Here is a 17,993-nt window from a genome sequence, read left to right as displayed (position 1 = left end):
GGCAAGGGGTCGCCCGCCGTTTCAGATGGACGTGCCGGGTTAAGGAGCTATCGTGCCCGACCACCAACTGACCGTCATGGTCCACCCCCATCCAGCGGGCCCCTCGCTCATCGCCGTGGCCGGCGAGCTCGACTACCACACGGCGTCCCGCCTGCGCGAGACGCTCGACGACCTGCCGATGACGTCCGTCCCCGCACTGATCATCGACTTGACGGACGTGTCGTACTGCGACTCCACCGGCATCACCGTCCTCGTCGGCGCGCACCGCGGCACCCAGGCCGCCGGGATCCCCCTGGCGCTGAGCGGCGTGGACGACAACCTCCGGCGCATTCTCGGCATCATCGGCCTGGAGTCGCTGTTCCGCATCTACGACACCGCCGATTCCGCCGCGGCCGCGCTCACCGGTTGAGCCGCCGCCCGATCGGCCGTGTGGGGCCGTAGGGTTCGCGTCATGACACGTGTTGAGCGGCTCGGCGCGGAGCCGTACGTATCCGTGGCCACCTTCCGCAGGGACGGGACGCCGGTGGCGACGCCGATATGGGTGGTCGAGGACGGTGACGCCCTGGTGATCTGGACGCCGTCCGACGCCGGCAAGGTCAAGCGCATCCGGAACAACCCGAAGGTCACCGTGACCCCCTGCGACGTACGAGGCCACCTGCGGGGAGAGCCGGTCGAGGGGCGGGCCGAGATCCGCTCCGACGAGTACACCGACCGGATCCGCCGGCTTCTGATCAAGAAGTACGGCCTCCTGGGGTGGCTGACCGTCCGGGGCAGCGTCCTGCGCCGAGGGCGGCACGGCACCGTCGCCATATCGATCACCCTGGAGCCCTGAACGCCGGGCAGGGGCGCCCACGGCGTTCAACGGGGAAGGACCTGCGCCCGGAAGGTAGGACATCTGCCGCCGGAACTCCGGCGGGTACGGCGGACGTGACATCGGCACTTGTGAACGCCTCCCGGGACACATCGCCCCAAGTGCTTATCCGTCCACAAGACCGGCGCGACCTCACTCGCCAGAGGGCTGACCGCGCATCAGGTGACCAACCGCCCCGGGAGCGACCATCCACTGCACTCGGACCCGAGCTGGAAGACCCCACTGTTATCACAACCGCGGACCGAGAAATAATGAGAGAAGCCGCATGACTGTTGAGGTCCGTCGTAAGTGATGCACCCCACGGGGTCTGGTCCTGGTCCGCCCGCGTCTATGCTGAACCCGCCGTTCCATGGGTCGCGGCGCTTCACCTTGTAAGTATTGACTTTTCCGTTGTTGAATGAGTAGCGGACCTCGAAGTAGTCCCAGTCCCGTCCGGTCGGCCCCCATTGGAAGACGGCCTTGCCGCGGCTTTCGTACGTGCGGATGAGCATCTTCGGTCCCAGAGCCGGCGACCAGCCGATCTGACCGTTACGGAAGTCCTGCCTGCGGGCGTGGTTGGCGGTGAAGCCGTACTCGGCGCGTGTCGGGCAACCGAAAATGCTGCTCTCCCCGCCCGAGGCCCGCCACTTGTCACCGATCAGCCCATAGGGCGCGAACGCGGGATTGCACGCGGACGTCGTGGTGGCGGCAGTGGCACTGCCCGCATAGACAGGAAGCCCCACCAGCACGGCGGTCGAAAGCGCCAAAGTGGCCGACACCGAAAGAGAAAACCGGCGATTCATGATGTACTCCTACTCCGAAGGTCCGCAACCCTTTCAGGGCTTCTCAGTGATAAACGTGGCCGCTTGCAAGGAACTAGAACCCCGATTACAGCGCCACCCCGCCGCGCCGGGTCAACCGTTCGAATGGGTTCACAACCGCCCTGGGAGCGACCATCCACTGCACTCGGACCCGAGCTGGAATACCCCACTGTTGTCGCAGCCTCGGACCGAGAAATAATGAAGCTCGCCGGTGCTTCCCAGTTCTTCTGGCCCTGGTCCGTGGATCGGCCTGCTGAAGCCGCCGTTCCATGGGTCGCGACGCTTCACCTTGTAAGTCTTGACCTCTTCGTTGTTGAATGAGTAGCGGACCTCGAAGTAGTCCCAGTCCCGTCCGGTCGGCCCCCATTGGAAGACGGCCTTGCCGCCCGATGCGTACGTGCGGATGAGCATCTTCGGTCCCAGAGCCGGCGACCAGCCGATCTGACCGTTACGGAAGTCCTGCCTGCGGGCGTGGTTGGCGGTGAAGCCGTACTCGGCGCGTGTCGGGCAACCGAAAATGCTGCTCTCCCCGCCCGAGGCCCGCCACTTGTCACCGATCAGCCCATAGGGCGCGAACGCGGGATTGCACGCGGACGTCGTGGTGGCGGCAGTGGCACTGCCCGCATAGACAGGAAGCCCCACCAGCACGGCGGTCGAAAGCGCCAAAGTGGCCGACACCGAAAGAGAAAACCGGCGATTCATGATGTACTCCTACTCCGAAGGTCCGCAACCCTTTCAGGGCTTCTCAGTGATAAACGTGGCCGCTTGCAAGGAACTAGAACCCCGATTACAGCGCCGCCCCGTTCCGGCGCCGCGCGGCTTTTCCAGGTCGACCGACCGTGTGCGGCGTGTGCTCGGGGGCATTTCCGGGGCATCGCCATGACACCGGCGGCGGTGGCCAGGACGCCGAGGCCGGCGACGACGGGTGCCGACGTGCTCATAGCCGCCTCCTCGTCCATGCCGATGGGTCAACGGTGGCCGACACGCGTCCTTCGCGGATGCGTGCACGCCCTGCTTTTCGGCAGGGAAAACCCTCATCCGCGCAGAGTGGTCGCTGTGCCACCATTCCGGTGTGGCGGCAGCGGCGAGCGCCTAAGACGAGGCCCCGCCGGCGGCCTGTGAGGCAGGACTGCGATGGCCACCGACAGGCGCCCGGCGCGGGATGTACGTTTCACCGGATCGGCGCGATATCAGTGGTCTCACCCATGGCCGCAACCATCTTTTCTACGTGGTGGCCGTCGACGCGGCCGGGAACCGGAGCGTGGCCAGCCTGCTGGCCCGCGGCTGATCCACCGCGCTGCCGCCCCTCCCCAGCCCAGGCCCCTCCATGCCGCTCGCCCGCCGCCCCCTCCGCATCGCCGTCCATGGTGTCGTGCAGCGTGCCGGGGGGCGCGGCGCGGCTATCGATCGGCGTGCTTCACCGCCCAGGCGCAGATCGCGCCCAGCGGTTCGCGCAGCGTATGTCCCAGGTCGGTCAGCGCGTACTCCACGTGCTGGGGCGCCGTGTCCTTGATGACCCGCCGTTCGACCATGCCGTCCGTCTCCAGGCCTCGCAGCGTCTCGGTCAGCACCTTCTGCGTGATTCCGGGCAACCGCCTGCGCAACCGGCTGTGCCTCTGGGGCCCGGCCAGCAGGGCGTAGATCACCAGGACCCGCCACTTCGCCGCGAACCGCTCAAGAGCCTGTCGCGTCGCGCAGCTCTCCTCCAGCATGTCGGGAATCACGGGATCCACGCGGCCTCCCTCCGTATGCCTGCCCTATGGGCACCGCGAAGTGCCTTCTGGCTCGAAGACCCTGGCACGCCTAGCGTCAGCATCGCTTCGCGGATCAACACTAGAACAGGGGCGCAAGCATGAGTGATCTCGTCATCCACACGTACACGGCGGCGGAGCCGGGCCTGTTCGTCAACAGCTATCTGCTGGAGACGGCCGAAGGGGTCGTCCTCATCGACGGCAACCTGCTCGTCTCCGACGCCCGGGCCCTCGCGGCACGCCTGGCCGCGCTCCGCAAACCACTGCTCGGGGCGTTCGTCACCCACGCGCATCCCGACCACTTCAACGGCCTGCCGTACGTGGTGGGTGACGACGTGCCGATCCACGCCTCGGTCGCGGTGGCCAAGACGATCGAGCAGATCGCCGTGCCGAAGCGGGAGCAGTGGCAGCCGGTGTACGGCGACGAGTGGCCCGACCGCTACCGCGTGCCCGATCGCCTCCTGGACGACGGGGACACCGTGGAGATCGCCGGTCTGCGGGTGCGGATGCGCGACCTCGGGCCGGCGGAGAGCCACGCCGACTCGTGCCTGCTCGTGGACGCGGGCGGGAAGCGGGTGGCCTTCACAGGCGACCTGGCGTTCGGCGGAACGCACCCCTACACGGCGGACGGTCACTCCACTGCCTGGCTGGGCGTCCTGGACCGCGTAGTCGAGGAGCTGGACGGCCTGGTGCTCTATCCGGGCCACGGCTCACCGTCCGGCAGCGGCCTGCTCGTCCGGCAGCGGCAGTACCTGCTGATGTACCGGGAAGTCGTGCGACGGCTGGCCGGAGGCGCGACCTCCCTGACTGACGGGCAGAAACGGGAGCTGGCCGGCGTGATGACCGCGTTCCTGCCGGACGCCCGGCTGGAGTGGCTCATCGGTCTGGGGGCCGACGCGGTGGCCTCCGAGCTGTCCACCCCGGCCCGCACACCGGAGGAGGTCACGCGTTGACGGCCACGATACGGACCGAGCGGGTCACCTTCTCCGCGGCCGGTGTCGAGCTCGTCGGTGAGCTCAGGTTGCCCGACCGGCCCGAGGGCTCGCCGGCCATCGCCCTCACGGGACCGTTCACCGGCGTGAAGGACCAGGTCACCGGGCTGTACGCGGAGCGGCTCGCCCGGGAGGGCCTGGTCACCCTCGCCTTCGACCATCGAGGGCTCGGCGAGAGCGGGGGCCGCCGGGGCCACGAGGACAGCGAGGGCAAACTGGCCGATCTGCGCTCGGCGGTGAGCCTGCTCACCCGGCGCCCGGAGGTCGATCCGGGGCGCGTCGGCCTCGTCGGCGTCTGCCTCGGCGGCGGGTACGCCGTGCGGGCGGCGGCTGCCGACCCCCGGGTGAAGGCCGTCGCCGGGATCGCGGGCGCCTACAACAGCCCGGCCTGGTTCGCCGAGCAGATGGGCCTTGACGCCTACCGGGCCGCGCTCGGCAGTTTCCTCGACCACTACGACGAGTACCTGCCCGCGGTGGCGCCCGGCGGGGGCGAGGCCGCGATGCCCGGCGACGAACCGTACGCCTACTACGGCACCTCCCGCTCCGCGTCCCCGCACTGGTCGAACCGGGTGACCCGGGGGTCGCTCCACTCGCTGATGACCTTCGACGCGCTCGGCGCGGCCCCGCTGCTCGCGGACACGCCGCTGCTCGTGGTCCACGGCGAGGTCGACGCATACTGCCCGCCCGAGCTGGCGGACGAGCTCCTCGGCCGGAGCTCCGGGAAGAAGGAGATGCTCTGGCTGGACTGCCACGAGCACATCGACCTCTACGACGTGGAGCCGTACGTCACCCGAGCCGCCCAGGCGACGGCCGACTTCCTCCACCGCCACCTGTGAGCAGCCAGGACCACAGCCGCCCCGAGACCGCCGTGGCATCCCTGTCCCTTCGGCATCCGCCGCGCTGGATTGTCGGTGGGCCGATCTAATGTCCCGGCCATGACATCAGCGACGCAGGCGTACACGTATGCCGCGCCCTCCTCCCTTGTCGACGGTCGTCTCGGATTGGCGACCTCCGGCGGGCGGGCGCTGTCCGGCCCGGCCGTGGCCCCCCGGTTCTTCAGCGGCGTGGTGACCCAGGCGGCCCCCGCCGCAGGAGCCCTGCTCGCCGTCGCCGACGTGGCGCTGGCCCGCTACCACCAGCCGCAGGCGCGGCCCGGCTGGGTGCGCGACCCGGTGGTGACGTGCAATGGAGACCGGTTGCGGTTCGAGTCGTTCTCGGCATGCGGCGGCGTGTACGCCCGGCTTGATCTGCTGAACGGCGCGCTCGACGGCGAGGTGTTCGACCGGGGCACCACCAACGTCGACGTGAACGCGCCGCTCCGGGAGGCGCTGGCGCGCATCGGCGCGCGTGACCCGTTGCACCTGGGGGTCGGGCTCGACGAGCTGGTCGTGACCACGATGGATGGCGCGGTCGTGGAGAAGAAGGTGCCGCTGCCCGAGCGCTGGTTACGCGGCTTCGCCGAGGTGCAGGTCATCGCCTCGGGCATGGACCAGCGCGGTGAGCTGGCCGGCATGGCGGCGGTGCGGTTCCTGCGCGGGCTGCCCAGGAAGGGCACGGTGTGGGTCGCGCAGGCGGGCCGGAGCCTGAAGGTCTACGACCGTCAGGTTCCGGGCTCGGTCCAGCTCGCCGGCCCCAACCGGCTCGGCACGCTCCTGCCGCTGCTGCGCTTCGCGAAGTCCCTCCGGGTGTACGGCCCGGCCGACGCCGCCTCCAGCGCCTGGGAGCTGGAGCTCCCCGGCATGCGCTACACGCTCACCCTTTCGCCCGAGCGCTGGCGCGGCTTCTCCGGTGAAGGCGCGGTGCTCGACGACCTGGCGACCGGCGAGGCCGAGGACGACGCCGACGTGGTGGGCATGCTGCTCAACTTCGAGCCCGAAATCGAGATCGGCCTGCTGGCCGACCGCGCGGGCATGCCCGCCGACCGGGTGCGGGCCGCGCTGACGCAGCTCGGCGTCGCCGGCCGGGTCGGCTACGACCTGTCGGAGGCCGCTCACTTCCACCGTGAGCTGCCCTATGACAAGGACAACGTGATCCTGCTCAACCCGCGGCTGGCCAAGGCGCGCAAGCTCGTCGACGCGGGCGCCGTGCACCTCGAAGGCGAGCTGGTCACCGTCCACACCTCGGGCGGCGCGCGCCGGGTCTCGCCGGCCGACGGATCCTGCACCTGCGAGTGGTGGTGGGACCATCGCGGCTCCCGTGGGCCGTGCAAACACGTGCTGGCCGCCCGGATCGTCGCCCGCGCCGCCGCGGAGATCTCCCGATGACCCTCTGGACGGAGATCCGCGATCTGGTCGCGCGCAACCAGGTCGCCCTCCTGGCCGACCGGCTGATCACGCTCACCGAGGAGGAGCGCGCCGAGCTGGGCGGGCGGTTGCCCGGCCTCGTCAAGGAGCTGCGCCGTGTCCACACCGAGCGGGTGCGCGCCGAGCATCCCGACGACTTCGAGGAGATGGCCGTCTGGGAGGTCGGCGACCTGCTCGACAGACTGGCCGGCGCGCTGCTGCTGACCGGTGTCGGCGTCATCACCGGCCCGGCGGCCGCGGTGACGTGGATGACCAGCCGCGACGTCAACCGCCGCTGGGCCGACGACCCCAACGTCGCCCGGGTGTGCCGGGTGGCCGCCGCCCGCCCACGGGAGTGGCGTCGCGATGTCGCGGTCCGGCTGGCCCAGCGGGTGCGCCGTCCCGCCGACCGCATCGCGCCGCTGGCCGTGGCGCTGCTGCGCGAGTCCGGAGCCGAGCCGCCCGACCACGACCCGCTGGTGGCCGCCTGGCTGGCCGCGCCGAGCGTGGCCGACGACCCGCTGACCCCCGTGCTGCTGCCTCGTGTCTTCTACGCCGACGGAGCGGGCCGCGTCCTCCGTGACGAGCGGCTGGAGCCCCGGCCGACCCGCTGGCTGGCCGCCGCCGCCCGCGAGCTGCCCAGGGAGCAGGTGCTCGACGGTTGCGTGAGCCGTTTCCTGCGCGGCGGCGACGCGCAGGACCTGCGGTTCTTCGTCCGTCTGCACATGCTCCTCGATCCCACGCCCGCGGAGTCCGCGTCCCGCCTGCGCGACTACCTGCGGTTGTTGCCGTCGGCTCCGGGCACGGTCGCCGAGCTGGCCGCGGGGCAGGTCCGCAGGGCGATGCCGCTCGACCACGCCGACCTGGTCGAAGCGGTCGACGCGCTCACCTTCCGGGACGAGGCCAAATTCGCCGCCACGGGCCTGCGCTGGCTCGACCAGGCGATCCGGGCCACGCCCGAGGTGGCCGCCGATTTCGTGACCGCGCTGACCACGGCGTACGCGCACAAGTCCTTCGACGTGCGCAACCGCGCGGCCGAGCTGACCCTGAAACACGCCGGCCTGTTCGCCGGTCACACCGGGGCGATCCTCGACGCCGTCCACCACCTCCCCGCCGATCTGGGCGCGAAGCTGGCCGAGCGGTTCGGCGGCGAGGCCCCGGTCGAGGAGTCGCTGGAGCAGAAGGAGTTCCCGCCGCTGCCCGAGCTGCCGGAGGCGCGGCGGTTCCCGGAGCCGTCGATCTTCCCCGGCTACCACGAGCGCTGGATCGGCCAGGAGCGCTGGCTGGCGGCCTTCGTCGCCGGGTTCGCCGACGACCGGGCGGAGCTGCGCCGCAAGCTCAAGCCTCACGTCGAGCAGAGCCAGGGTTACTGGCGGTCCAGACAGGAGCGCTTCGACCCCGCCGACTGGCAGTCGGCGCTGTCCGCCGAGCTCGTCACTCCCGGGAGCGTGCCGGAGCTGCCGCCGATCGAACCGGAGAAGTTCTGGGACGACGCGAACCATTCCGTGGGAGTGCGCGCCCTCACCCGTGGTGAGGAGCCCGCCCCGGATAGGGGGCCCTGGGGGATCATGATGAGCGGCGACTACCGGCAGGGCCGCTACCTCGACGACGACACCCCGCTGCGCGCCTTCTTCATCACCTGGACCAGCGACGACGGCCCGGACGGGGCAGTGGCCTACGAGGGCGACCGGCAGATCCCCTTCGCCAGGGGCCGGATCCACCTGTACGGCTCCCCCACCGACGTCGAGCAGCCGTGGGATTCCGGCACCGACAGCGAGGACGTCGAGGAAGAGACCGTGGTGATCTACGACGGCGTACCGCCGGACCCCATCCATCCGGCGCGGACGAGGCCTGGCGTCCTGTACGACGACTCCGTGGAGGCCATGCCGTCCTTCGTCCTCGACCTCGCCTACGAGGGCATGGCCGAGCTCGGTGTGGACCCCGCCCGGATCGCGGCGATGCGGGCGAAGGAGCAGGTACCCCCGCCTGGCCAGAGCGAGCCGCTCGTGGAGGTGACCGTCGTCTTCGTCCCGCCCCGGCTGCGTTCCTTCATGCCCGAGGAGTTGCCCGAGGGCCACGAGTGGCGGCGGCGCAACCAGTTACCCCTTCCCAATCGGGTCTCCCCGCCCCATGATTTCCTGCTGCATCGCTACGCCGAGCTCGCCGAGGCCCTCAGGAACGGCACCCTGCCGCCCGTGCTGCTGGCCACGCCGACCTGGATGAGCGGCCACGTCGACCCCGACGTGCTGGTCGACCGGCTGGAGACCTGCGCGGCCGCCGGAGTGGAGCCGCCCCCGGCCGACCTCGCGCAGGCGCTGCTGCGGTTGCCCCGGGGCAGCCATCAGGCCGCTGCCGACCGGGCCGCCAAGGTCGACTCGGAGGCGGCCCGCTCGGCCGTCCGCTGGCTCGCCGGTGGCGGCATGGCCGACCCTGAGTGCGGCCACGTGTGGCGCCACATGTCGGGCGCGTCCATGGTCGAGTTCGGCGACGGCGCAACGGAGCACCTCACACAGGTCAGGCTGCAGCCCGTGTTGCGGGTGACGTCCCCGACAGGCCATCGGCTGATCGACGAGGTGCTGCTGCGTCAGCCGTTCGATTGGGCGATCGACGAGTCCGGCAGCACGCTCCAGGCGTGGCCCGCCATGCTGCCCTCACACCGCGAGGTCGTGGCCGTCAACTTCCTGCCCTACCTGCTGAGCGGTCACTGGGGTGCGTGGGTGACGCCCACGGAGATCACCGGCTTGGAGATCACTCAGGGCCCGATGGGGGAGTCCACGGCGGTGATCCTCGCCTTTCTCCTGGCCGACGGCGTGCCCGGCATGATCCCGCTGGCGCTGAGCATGGCCGCCAGGGGCGAGCTGCCCGCCGAGGCGATCGGCCGCCACCTCGCGCTGATGCTGCGCCGCACCTGGAAGGAGACCCGCCCCGCCATCGCGGCCCTGACCGAGCTGGCCGACGCCGGCGGCCACCACGAGGTGTGGCGCATCCTGCGTGCTCTGCTGCCCGGGATGTTGCCGGGCGAGGGGCAGCGCATCACCGTGACCCACGCCGATCTCGTCGCCTTCGCCGCCGACGTGGCACGCTGGACCGGCGCTCGCGGGGAGATTCCGGTCGTCGCCGAGTTCGCGCGCAGCCGCCGGACGATCCGCTTCGTCCACGAGTGCAAGCGCCTTCACGCCCAGCTCACCGGAGCCACGTCATGACCTCTGACGCCATCGGCACCGAGATCGGTAATCGCCATCAGCCGATTCCCTGTGGGGAATTGCCCGATATCGCGGCCGCCCCGCATGATCCCGACATCGGCGCGCGGCGTCCCAGGTGGCCCGCGCACGGAGCGGTACGGCGTGAAGGGCTGCGATGAAGAGCTATCGACTCGAACCCGGTCATGGGCTCGCCGGGTTGACCGTCCAGGACCGGGACGAGCCCGAACCCGGGCGCGGGCAGGTCCTCGTACGGATGCGGGCGAACTCCCTCGGTTTCCGCGACCTCCTGGTGGTGGCCGGCGACTATCCGATTCCCGTCCGGCCCGGCGTGGTGCCGGGCTGTGAAGGGGCCGGGGAGGTCGTCGCCGTCGGCCAGGACGTCACCCGCGTGAAGCCTGGCGACCGCGTGGCGGCCACGGTCTTCCCGCGCTGGCTCGACGGCCCGTTCAGGCGCGAGAACGCCGCGCAGCTCGGCACGATGATCGACGGTGTGCTGACCGAGTACGCGCTGCTGAGCGAGGACGGCGTGGTCCGCGTCCCGGACCACCTGTCTTTCGAGGAGGCCGCGGCGCTGCCGTTGGCCGCGGTGACCGCGTGGAACGCCCTCACCACCGGCGAGGCGCCGCATCCGGGCTCGACCGTGCTGACCCTCGGTTCTGGAGCCGTGTCGCTGTTCGTCCTGCGGTTCGCCAAGCTGTCCGGCGCCCGGGTGATCGTGACGACGTCCAGTGCCGCCAAGGCCGGCCGGCTGAGGGCGCTCGGGGCGGACGAGGTGATCGACTACCGGGAGCACCCGGACTGGTCGGCCGAGGTGCGCGCGCTGACCGGCGGCGTCGGCGTCGACCGCGTCGTCGACGCGGCGGGACCACTCGACCAGTCGCTGAGGTCCGTCGCCCCCAGCGGTGAGGTGGCGTTCGTGGGCTACTGGCTGTCCGGAGCCGAGGGGGCCACGCCCGTCGATCCCGCGGCCCTGTTCATGGCCGGCGCGGTGCTGCGCCGGGTGGCCACGGGCAGCCGGGCCCACTTCGTCCAGATGAACCGCGCCGTCGAGGCGCATCGGCTGCGTCCCGTGATCGACCGGGTCTTCCCGTTCGAGGACGTCCCGGCGGCCTTCGCGTACTGCGAGTCGGGCGGCGGATTCGGTAAGGTGATCATCAGTCACGGCTGACGCACGGCGGCCGGCCGCCTACGCGGGGATGGTTCCGCCAAGATCGGCGTTCCCTTCGTTGAGGAGGCGTGCTCCCCGCGAAGGCTGTGGGCGGTGGCTGGTACGCCTACCGGGTCGACGTCGTCTCAGAAGAGACAAGGAAGCAACGAGGGCTCGGTAACCTGCTCTGGACAGCGAGCCTGAAGCAATTCGGAAAACAGGAGCGACGAAGGCCGGATCACTGACCTGGCCTCCTGAACTACGAGGCATCGCGAGCAGAAGGCACGGCCGGCCCGCCATGCCTTCTTCTACTCCTCAGGGCCGCTCTCGGCCACGGTCTGCGCTTCGGTGTACATCGCGTCGTGTTGCTTGCGGGGGGCGCAGACGCTGGCCTTCGAGCAGGCGCAGCGGCGGCCGCCGTCGTTGAGGCGGACGATGACCGAGTCGGACGGCACGTTGTGGCCCACGACCGTGCCCGGGCCTTCCGGGGTGTCCACGGCCAGCCCGGTTCGTGGCGCCGAGGCGCGGAACTCCTGGTAGAGCGGGTGCTCGTACTTCAGGCAGCACATGAGCCGTCCGCAGGCGCCGGCGATCCTCAGCGGGTTGACCGGAAGGTCCTGGTCCTTGGCCATCCGGACCGAGACCGGCTCGAAGTCCTTGAGGAACGTCGCGCAGCACAGGTCGCGCCCGCACGGCCCGATGCCGCCCTGAAGCCTGGCCTCGTCACGCGGCCCGATCTGCCGTAGCTCCACGCGGGCGCGCAGGTTGCGGGCGAGGTCGCGCACGAGGCTGCGGAAGTCGACACGGTGGGGCGCGGAGAAGTACACGGTGTAGATGTTGTCGGCGTCCAGGTAGTCGACGCCGACCACCTTCATCGGGAGCTCGTGCCGCTTGATCAGCCGCTTCGACACGCTGCGCGCCTCGGCCCTGCGGCGCCGGTTGCCCTCGTCGCGGGTGAGGTGTTCCTCGGACGCGACGCCCTGGCAGACCGGGAGGCCCTCGACGTCGTCGCTCACGTACTGCGGCGCCCACACGCACTCGGCCACCTCGGGGCCCGAGTCGGTGGGGACGAGCACCTTGTCCCCCACCTTCGGGGAGTGGCCGCCGGGATCGAGGTAGTACAGCCGACCGTACCGGGTGAAGCTCACGGCCATGATCATGCCCAAGAGCCGGCCCTCCTCGAACTCGTCGCGGTGTGCGCCCGCCCCAACGATACGTGTCGTACGGCACGGACTGTCACATGGCGACGCTCCTCCGGCGGCCGCCCGTGGCGCCGGAGGAGCGGAAGCGGGGGTCTACCAGGCGAGACCGCCCGGCGACATCGGCCTCACGATGCCGTCGCGCGTCTTCGGCAGGGCACGGTACCGCGACCCGCTGATCACTCCCGTCTCGGCGTCACGCTGGACGAGAAGGTTCTGGCCGGTGCCGTCGACGTCCAGGGAGAGCAGTCCCCCGCCATCACCAGAGCGGAAGACGACCTCCCGCGGCCGCCCGTCCGTTCCGTACGCGATGATCCCTCCGGCGAACCGCTTCGTCCCGGGCGGCCTCATGGCGCCGTCGTACGCGGCGATGACTCGCGTTCCGTCGGGAGTGAGGGCCACGTCGGAGATGTCGCCGGACACGTCGCCGTAGGACTCTCGCAAGGTGAGCTTGCGAGCCTGGTCGAGTGTGCCACCCGACGCGGTGGTGTCGAGCAGCCACACGTCGAACGAGCTCCTGCAGAACATCACCGAGCCGGGCCGGGCGATGCGGGCCGCGGCAGAGGACGGTACGGGCTTGGGCGTCGGCGCGAGCTCGGACGTGCCGGCGCCGCGGCACTGGAAGGCGGAGATCATCACAGGTCGCCTGACCGTCCCGGGCGGTTCCGCCGCCGAAGGCTCCCTGACCGCCCCGGTCCTGGGATCGAGATGGACCTCTCCCGACGCCTCGGGGCGCGGCACGGCTTTCGCGTCCGGCGACGGTGCGATCGCTCCAGGCGACCTGGCCGGCGCTGGCGGGGGCACCCGGACCGACATCAGAAGGCCCGACCAGCGGCGGAAGATCGCGTAACGACCATCCGCGCTCATGGAGACGTCCGCGATACCCGAGACGTCCTTCCCCGACGTCCATGTACGGCTGTCGCCGGTCGCGGTGTCGGTGGTCACGAGCGCGGGGGCGCCTGTTCGGCACGGCTTGATGCCGTAGGCGAGCTTCACCCCGTCCCCGCTCACGGCCAGCGCCGTGATGAACGTGCCCTTCGGCGGTTCGGCCTCCACGGCTCCGTAGGACTCGACCTCGCCGGTCCCGTCGAGCGTGAAACGGTACAGGCGGGACCCGCAGTCGGCGCCTCGCGAGGCGGCGTAGAACAGCCGGTTGTCCTGGGCGGCTTGAACCTGGGTGAACGACCCACCCCCCTCGGGCGGCGACAGCTCGGCCGTCACCTTCCCGTCGGCGACGCTCATGATCTGGATGCCGCCGTGCCAGGTCCGCGCGATGAACGAGGGGGCCGCCGCCGGGCCCGCGGTCGTCGCCCCGGCCACGTTGATCGCGGCGCCCCCGCCGACCAGCGTGCCCACCGCGACCGCGACGGTCACAGAGGCCGCGGCCGCCACCGGCACAAACCATGTCCTCGTCCCGGTCCTCATCCCGGTCCTCGTCCCGGTCCGCGTACGGCGCAGCCCGGCCCGCCCGCGGACGTCGAGGTCGAGCGGCGGGGGCTCGCCGATCGTCTCGCCCACGCGGTGGGTGGCGTCGCGAAGCCGGTTGACGATGTCGTTCATCGCGTCTCCCCCAGGAGGCGGCCGAGCGCGTCGAGCGCCCGGGAGGTGGTGGACTTCACGGTGCCCCGGCTGATCCCCATGACCTGAGCCGTCTCCTCTTCGGACAGCTCGGCGTAGTAGCGCAGCACGAGGGCCTCGCGCTGGCGGCGGGGCAGGCGATGGAGGGCCTCCATCACCTCGCGCCGCTCGGCGCCGAGGAGTGCGGCCGACTCGGCCGACCAGACGGGCGGATCGTAGGTACCGGCGAACCAGGACGGCAGCCGCCTGCGCCGCAGCACGGTGCGCGCGTTGTTCAGGACGGCGGTGCGCAGGTAGACCAGCGCCTTCTCTTGATCGCGCAGGTCCCCGAACCGTCGGTGGAGGCCGAGGAACGCCTCCTGGACCACGTCTTCCGCGCTCTCCCGGTCACCGACCATGATGAGGGCGAGCCGGGTGAGGCCAAGGGCATGCTCGACGTAGATTCCGGTGATGGTGTCGGCGCCCGCCGATGTGGGCGAGGCGCTCATCGGCCCCCCGGGGGATTCGTCGAGATCGAGCGTTTCGGCCTTCATGTACCAGAGACGCGGAACACTCGGTCAGGTTGCTTCCCGGCGACGTCGATGACTTAGCGGGACCATGGCCGGGCCGCCCGCATCCGCGCGCCCCACACTCTCGGCGATGGCGCGGCCCGCCCGTCTCCGCACGTCAGACGGGGCTACGGAGGGCGAGGGTCATGGCCTCGACGGCGATCTGCGGATTCACGTTGGCCGCGAGGCGCTCCCGGCACTTCATGATCGCATCGGTGCGGCGGAGCGTGCTCTCCGGCGACGAGGCACGCGCCAGGGCCTCGACCTCGTGGCGGCGGTCCTCGTTGGCCAGCTCGACCACCGCGCCCAACTGAACGGCCAGGACATCCCGGTAGAACGCCACGAGATCAAGCAGGGCGAGGTCGAGGGAGTCGCGCTTGATCCTGGTCGCCCGCGACTTCTGCAGGCTCTCCAGATCCTTCAGAGCGCCCGCGCCACCACGGACCAGGCCCCTGTTCAGGCCCTTGCCCGAGGAGCCCTCGCCGTAGACCTTGCGCAGCTCGCTGGTCTCCACCTCGTTGAGCGCGGTGGTCGCGGCGTCGGAGTCCTCCGTGGAGATCTTCACGAGTCGCTCGGCGGCGGCGACGCAGTCCCCGACGCCGGTCAGCGACCGGGGAATCGACAGCACCTCGTCGCGGCGCCGCCGCACCTGCTCGTCGAGGGCGATCCTGCGCGCGCGGCCGATGTGCCCCTGCGCCGCCCGCGCCGCGAACAGCGCGGTCTCGTGCGGGACTCCGTCGCGCGTGGCGAGCACGTTCGCCACCGCCTCGGTCGGGGGCGTGCGGAGCGTCACGACGCGGCACCGGGACCGGATCGTGATGATCATGTCGTCGGGGGAAGGCGCGCACAGCAGCCACACCGTACGCGGCGGCGGCTCCTCGATGGCCTTGAGCAGAGCGTTGGCCGCCGCCTCTGTGACCCGGTCGGCGTCCTCGAACAGGACGATCCGCCAGCGCCCCAGCGTGGGAGCGCCGGCCGCCTTGAGGACCAGCTCCCGCGTCTGGCGCACGCTGTACGACAGGCCCTCCGGGCGCACGAAGGTCACGTCGGGGTGGGAGCCGACGTCCACCTGGTGGCAGGCCTCGCAGTGGCCACACCCCTGATCCGGGCAGAGCAGGGCGGCCGCGAACGCGCGGGCCGCGGTGGACCTGCCCGATCCGGGCGGCCCGGTGAAGAGCCAGGCATGGGTCATGCCGGCGCCGCGGCCACCGGCGACGGCCTCGGCGGCGGCCCCCGCGGCCTGGCGAAGCAAGGCGACGGCCTTGTCCTGGCCCACCAGATCCCCGAACACGCTCACGCCCTCAACCTACCCTCGCGATCACGCCGGCTCCGCCCGTCGTCCACAAGCTGTGGAAAAGTCAGTCGCGGATCGCCGGGATCGTCCCGGTGGCCGCCTCCGTCTCGTGGGGCACCGGGTCGGGCAGGATCTCCCGCACGCGGTCCTGGATGAGACGCGACACCTCGTTCTGCGGCAGCGTGCCGTCGACCACGAAATAGCGGTCGGGCTCGGCCGCCGCCAGCGAGCGGAACTCCCGCCGCACCCGCTCGTGGAACTCCACGGGCTCGGCCTCGATCCGGTCCGCGGGGGACGCCATCCTGCGCAGCCCGACCGAGGGAGGCAGGTCGATGAGCACGGTCAGATCGGGGACGAGGCCGCCCGTGGCCCACGTGTTGACCCTGACCACCTCGTCGCGATCGAGGGAGCGGCCGGCGCCCTGGTAGGCGAGCGAGGAGTCGACGTATCGGTCGGAGATGACGGTGGAGCCACGCTCCAGGGCCGGCCGGATGACCTTCTCGACGTGCTCGGCGCGGTCCGCGGCGTAAAGCATGGCCTCGGCCCGCGCGGACAGGCCCTGATGGGCGGCGTCGAGCAGGATGGCGCGCAGCCGCATGCCGACCTTGGTGGAGCCGGGCTCCCGGGTCTGGACGACGTCGAACCCCTGGTCGCGCAGCCAGATCGCGAGCAGACGCGACTGAGTGGTCTTGCCCGAGCCCTCGCCGCCCTCGAACGCCACGAAGAGGCCAGGCGTCTCGCCGCTCTCCTCCGGAGCGAGCCGCTCCCCCCGCAGCGCGGCCAGCAGGTCGGCGCGGACGGACACGTCCGGCCGGTCGTCCAGGCGCCGCAGGCCGCGGACGCCGACGACCACCACGACGAGCGCGGCCAGCAGGAGCACCAGGGTGGACCCGTCGACGCTGTAGCTCATCTCGCCGATCGCGAGGACGTGCGGGCCCAGGACGGCAGCCGGCACGGCGGCCAGGACGACGACCAGGAGCAGCGTGACGAGGCCGAGCGACTCCAGGTAGGCAAGCAACCGGCCGCGCGGCCCGTCCTCCACCTCCATGCCGATGAGCGTGAAGCCGATGACTCCGGCGATGCCGGCGCAGGTGCCCAGCGCCCCGGCGAGCAGGACGGCGAGCACCAGGTTGTGGATGAGCGCGAACGCCCCGACGGCCACCCCACCCGTGATGATCGCCAGGGCGAACACGCGGCGCCGGGACAGCCCGCCGAGCAGCCGGAGGCCGAGGAACAGGCCGAGCGCGGCTCCCGTGAAAAGCGCACCGAGCAGGGTGCCGTAGCCGGCGTCGCCGCCCCTGAGCGTCTGCTGGGTGTAGGGCCGGGCGAGGGCGGCCAGCGCTCCCCCTGCCGCGAGGACGGCGAGCATGCCGGTGACCAGGCGCCCGACGGTCCGGCCGCGGCCCAGGGAGCGCCGGCCGTCCATGATCTTCCGCGGCACCGACAGCGGAGGCACCCGGGCGCTGTCCACGGGGACGGGCCGCATCGCGAGCAGCAGCACCCCCGACACCAGGTAGCCCAGCGCGCCGACACCCAGCGCGAGATCCGTGGCCCGTACGGGGAACGCCGGAGCCGCCGTCGCGATCATGGTGATCAGGGCCGACACGGCGGCGAACAGCACGGCGGCGGCCGGTGCCGTGCCGTACGCGGCGAGCAGGCCGAGCCGGTCGACCTCCTCCGGCCGCTCCCCACGCACAAGCCCCGGTACGGCCGTGTCCCTGGCGGGCGCCCACAACAGGTGCAGGCAGGCGATCAGGAAGGCCGCTCCGAGCGCCCACTGGTAGCGGTCGACCAGCGGGACGGACAGCACCACCACGAACCTGGCCAGGTTGGCGAGGACCATGGTGGCCCTGGGGTCGAACCGGTGGGCCAGGGCTCCCACGAGCGGGCCGAGCAGGATCAGGGGCAGCAGCACGACGGCGAACATGCCGCCGACGGCGAGGATCTGCGCCTGGTAGCCCGAGCCGGCGGTGAGATCACCCGCCAGCGCCGTCAGCGCGACGACGGCGAGCCAGTCGCCGAGGCCGCAGACCGCCGAGGCCGTCCACAGCCTGCGGTACGGCGCGTTGGCCAGCACGTGCGGCGACTTGCGCCGCGCGGCGGCCCGGCCAGGGGTGCTCATGATGTCAGCGTATCCAGGTGTTCGCGTAGCTCGGGAAACGGCGGGCGGGCCGGATTTGCCCCGCCTACTCGTGGCCTGAGGGTATTACGTCTCGCATGCCCTCGCAGTCCGGACGCAGTCATCGCTCTGGCCTTTTCCGCCGGCGAGATCAGGCACTCTCCCCGGTGCCGCCGGACCGGTCCTGGCGACGGATCGGGCCCCTGGCG

General features: G+C 71.3%; 15 protein-coding genes. 7 read left to right on the top strand and 8 right to left on the bottom strand.

All coding sequences use genetic code 11. The annotated features are described in order from the left end of the window. The first annotated feature begins 52 nt into the window (after positions 1–52). Complete coding sequence (locus AB0B72_RS28135; protein WP_367742068.1) at positions 53–409, top strand: STAS domain-containing protein; 357 nt, start codon at positions 53–55, stop codon at positions 407–409. Between the two features lie 42 nt (positions 410–451). Then, on the top strand, positions 452–832 hold the full coding sequence (locus AB0B72_RS28130; RefSeq protein ID WP_367742066.1) for a PPOX class F420-dependent oxidoreductase: 381 nt from the start codon (positions 452–454) through the stop codon (positions 830–832). Between the two features lie 197 nt (positions 833–1,029). Here the strand turns inward: AB0B72_RS28130 and AB0B72_RS28125 are convergent, their stop codons facing one another. The 3 genes from AB0B72_RS28125 to AB0B72_RS28115 all read right to left on the bottom strand — a co-directional run bounded on the left by AB0B72_RS28125 (position 1,030) and on the right by AB0B72_RS28115 (position 3,404). Beyond that, positions 1,030–1,653, bottom strand: coding sequence for an LGFP repeat-containing protein (locus AB0B72_RS28125; RefSeq protein ID WP_367742065.1), 624 nt, complete (start codon positions 1,651–1,653; stop codon positions 1,030–1,032). A 129-nt stretch (positions 1,654–1,782) separates the two neighbouring features. Next, on the bottom strand, positions 1,783–2,373 hold the full coding sequence (locus tag AB0B72_RS28120) for an LGFP repeat-containing protein (protein WP_367742064.1): 591 nt from the start codon (positions 2,371–2,373) through the stop codon (positions 1,783–1,785). A 698-nt stretch (positions 2,374–3,071) separates the two neighbouring features. Further along, positions 3,072–3,404 carry a winged helix-turn-helix transcriptional regulator gene (locus tag AB0B72_RS28115; RefSeq protein WP_367742062.1) on the bottom strand — a complete coding sequence of 111 codons (333 nt, stop codon included), beginning with the start codon at positions 3,402–3,404 and terminating at the stop codon, positions 3,072–3,074. 119 nt (positions 3,405–3,523) lie between these two features. Between AB0B72_RS28115 and AB0B72_RS28110 the strand changes: the two genes are divergently transcribed. The 5 genes from AB0B72_RS28110 to AB0B72_RS28090 all read left to right on the top strand — a co-directional run bounded on the left by AB0B72_RS28110 (position 3,524) and on the right by AB0B72_RS28090 (position 11,067). Further along, positions 3,524–4,375 carry an MBL fold metallo-hydrolase gene (locus AB0B72_RS28110; RefSeq protein ID WP_367742061.1) on the top strand — a complete coding sequence of 284 codons (852 nt, stop codon included), beginning with the start codon at positions 3,524–3,526 and terminating at the stop codon, positions 4,373–4,375. Further along, positions 4,372–5,250, top strand: coding sequence for an alpha/beta hydrolase (locus AB0B72_RS28105; RefSeq protein WP_367742060.1), 879 nt, complete (start codon positions 4,372–4,374; stop codon positions 5,248–5,250). Before AB0B72_RS28110 ends, AB0B72_RS28105 begins: the two co-directional genes overlap by 4 nt. Before the next feature lie 99 nt (positions 5,251–5,349). Beyond that, the gene (locus tag AB0B72_RS28100; RefSeq protein WP_367742058.1) at positions 5,350–6,678 is read left to right on the top strand and encodes an SWIM zinc finger family protein; all 1,329 of its coding nucleotides are present in this window, start codon (positions 5,350–5,352) and stop codon (positions 6,676–6,678) included. Further along, positions 6,675–9,899 (top strand): DUF6493 family protein, encoded by a 3,225-nt coding sequence (locus AB0B72_RS28095; RefSeq protein WP_367742057.1) that lies wholly within the window; start codon positions 6,675–6,677, stop codon positions 9,897–9,899. The genes AB0B72_RS28100 and AB0B72_RS28095 overlap by 4 nt, the downstream gene beginning before the upstream one ends. Positions 9,900–10,053: 154 nt before the next feature. Further along, entirely contained in the window at positions 10,054–11,067 is a 1,014-nt protein-coding gene (locus AB0B72_RS28090) for an NAD(P)-dependent alcohol dehydrogenase (protein WP_367742056.1), read from the top strand. 287 nt (positions 11,068–11,354) lie between these two features. Here AB0B72_RS28090 and AB0B72_RS28085 read toward each other — a convergent pair whose 3' ends face one another. From AB0B72_RS28085 to tmk, 5 genes are all read right to left on the bottom strand, one after another. Then, entirely contained in the window at positions 11,355–12,206 is an 852-nt protein-coding gene (locus AB0B72_RS28085) for a stage 0 sporulation family protein (protein ID WP_367742079.1), read from the bottom strand. Positions 12,207–12,341: 135 nt separating this feature from the next. Next, positions 12,342–13,805, bottom strand: coding sequence for a hypothetical protein (locus AB0B72_RS28080; protein WP_367742054.1), 1,464 nt, complete (start codon positions 13,803–13,805; stop codon positions 12,342–12,344). After that, positions 13,802–14,356 carry a SigE family RNA polymerase sigma factor gene (locus AB0B72_RS28075; protein WP_367742053.1) on the bottom strand — a complete coding sequence of 185 codons (555 nt, stop codon included), beginning with the start codon at positions 14,354–14,356 and terminating at the stop codon, positions 13,802–13,804. The genes AB0B72_RS28080 and AB0B72_RS28075 overlap by 4 nt, the downstream gene beginning before the upstream one ends. Before the next feature lie 133 nt (positions 14,357–14,489). Then, complete coding sequence (locus AB0B72_RS28070; RefSeq protein ID WP_367742052.1) at positions 14,490–15,668, bottom strand: DNA polymerase III subunit delta'; 1,179 nt, start codon at positions 15,666–15,668, stop codon at positions 14,490–14,492. 61 nt (positions 15,669–15,729) lie between these two features. Next, positions 15,730–17,787, bottom strand: coding sequence for a dTMP kinase (gene tmk / locus AB0B72_RS28065; RefSeq protein ID WP_367742051.1), 2,058 nt, complete (start codon positions 17,785–17,787; stop codon positions 15,730–15,732). Positions 17,788–17,993: the final 206 nt, after the last annotated feature.

This window comes from Microbispora sp. NPDC049125 (assembly GCF_040802045.1).
Classification (GTDB): Bacteria; Actinomycetota; Actinomycetes; order Streptosporangiales; family Streptosporangiaceae; genus Microbispora.
Note: the sequence above shows the minus strand (reverse complement) of the source record. Positions and strands in the feature narration are given on the sequence as shown.

Excerpts from the sequence above, each read along its gene's own strand:
- AB0B72_RS28085 (WP_367742079.1), bottom strand. The coding sequence starts at position 12,206 with ATGATCATGGCCGTGAGCTTCACCCGGTACGGTCGGCTGTACTACCTC.
- AB0B72_RS28095 (WP_367742057.1), top strand. The coding sequence starts at position 6,675 with ATGACCCTCTGGACGGAGATCCGCGATCTGGTCGCGCGCAACCAGGTC.
- AB0B72_RS28075 (WP_367742053.1), bottom strand. The coding sequence starts at position 14,356 with ATGAAGGCCGAAACGCTCGATCTCGACGAATCCCCCGGGGGGCCGATG.
- AB0B72_RS28125 (WP_367742065.1), bottom strand. The coding sequence starts at position 1,653 with ATGAATCGCCGGTTTTCTCTTTCGGTGTCGGCCACTTTGGCGCTTTCG.
- AB0B72_RS28080 (WP_367742054.1), bottom strand. The coding sequence starts at position 13,805 with ATGAACGACATCGTCAACCGGCTTCGCGACGCCACCCACCGCGTGGGC.
- AB0B72_RS28120 (WP_367742064.1), bottom strand. The coding sequence starts at position 2,373 with ATGAATCGCCGGTTTTCTCTTTCGGTGTCGGCCACTTTGGCGCTTTCG.
- AB0B72_RS28090 (WP_367742056.1), top strand. The coding sequence starts at position 10,054 with ATGAAGAGCTATCGACTCGAACCCGGTCATGGGCTCGCCGGGTTGACC.
- tmk (WP_367742051.1), bottom strand. The coding sequence starts at position 17,787 with ATGAGCACCCCTGGCCGGGCCGCCGCGCGGCGCAAGTCGCCGCACGTG.
- AB0B72_RS28130 (WP_367742066.1), top strand. The coding sequence starts at position 452 with ATGACACGTGTTGAGCGGCTCGGCGCGGAGCCGTACGTATCCGTGGCC.
- AB0B72_RS28110 (WP_367742061.1), top strand. The coding sequence starts at position 3,524 with ATGAGTGATCTCGTCATCCACACGTACACGGCGGCGGAGCCGGGCCTG.
- AB0B72_RS28100 (WP_367742058.1), top strand. The coding sequence starts at position 5,350 with ATGACATCAGCGACGCAGGCGTACACGTATGCCGCGCCCTCCTCCCTT.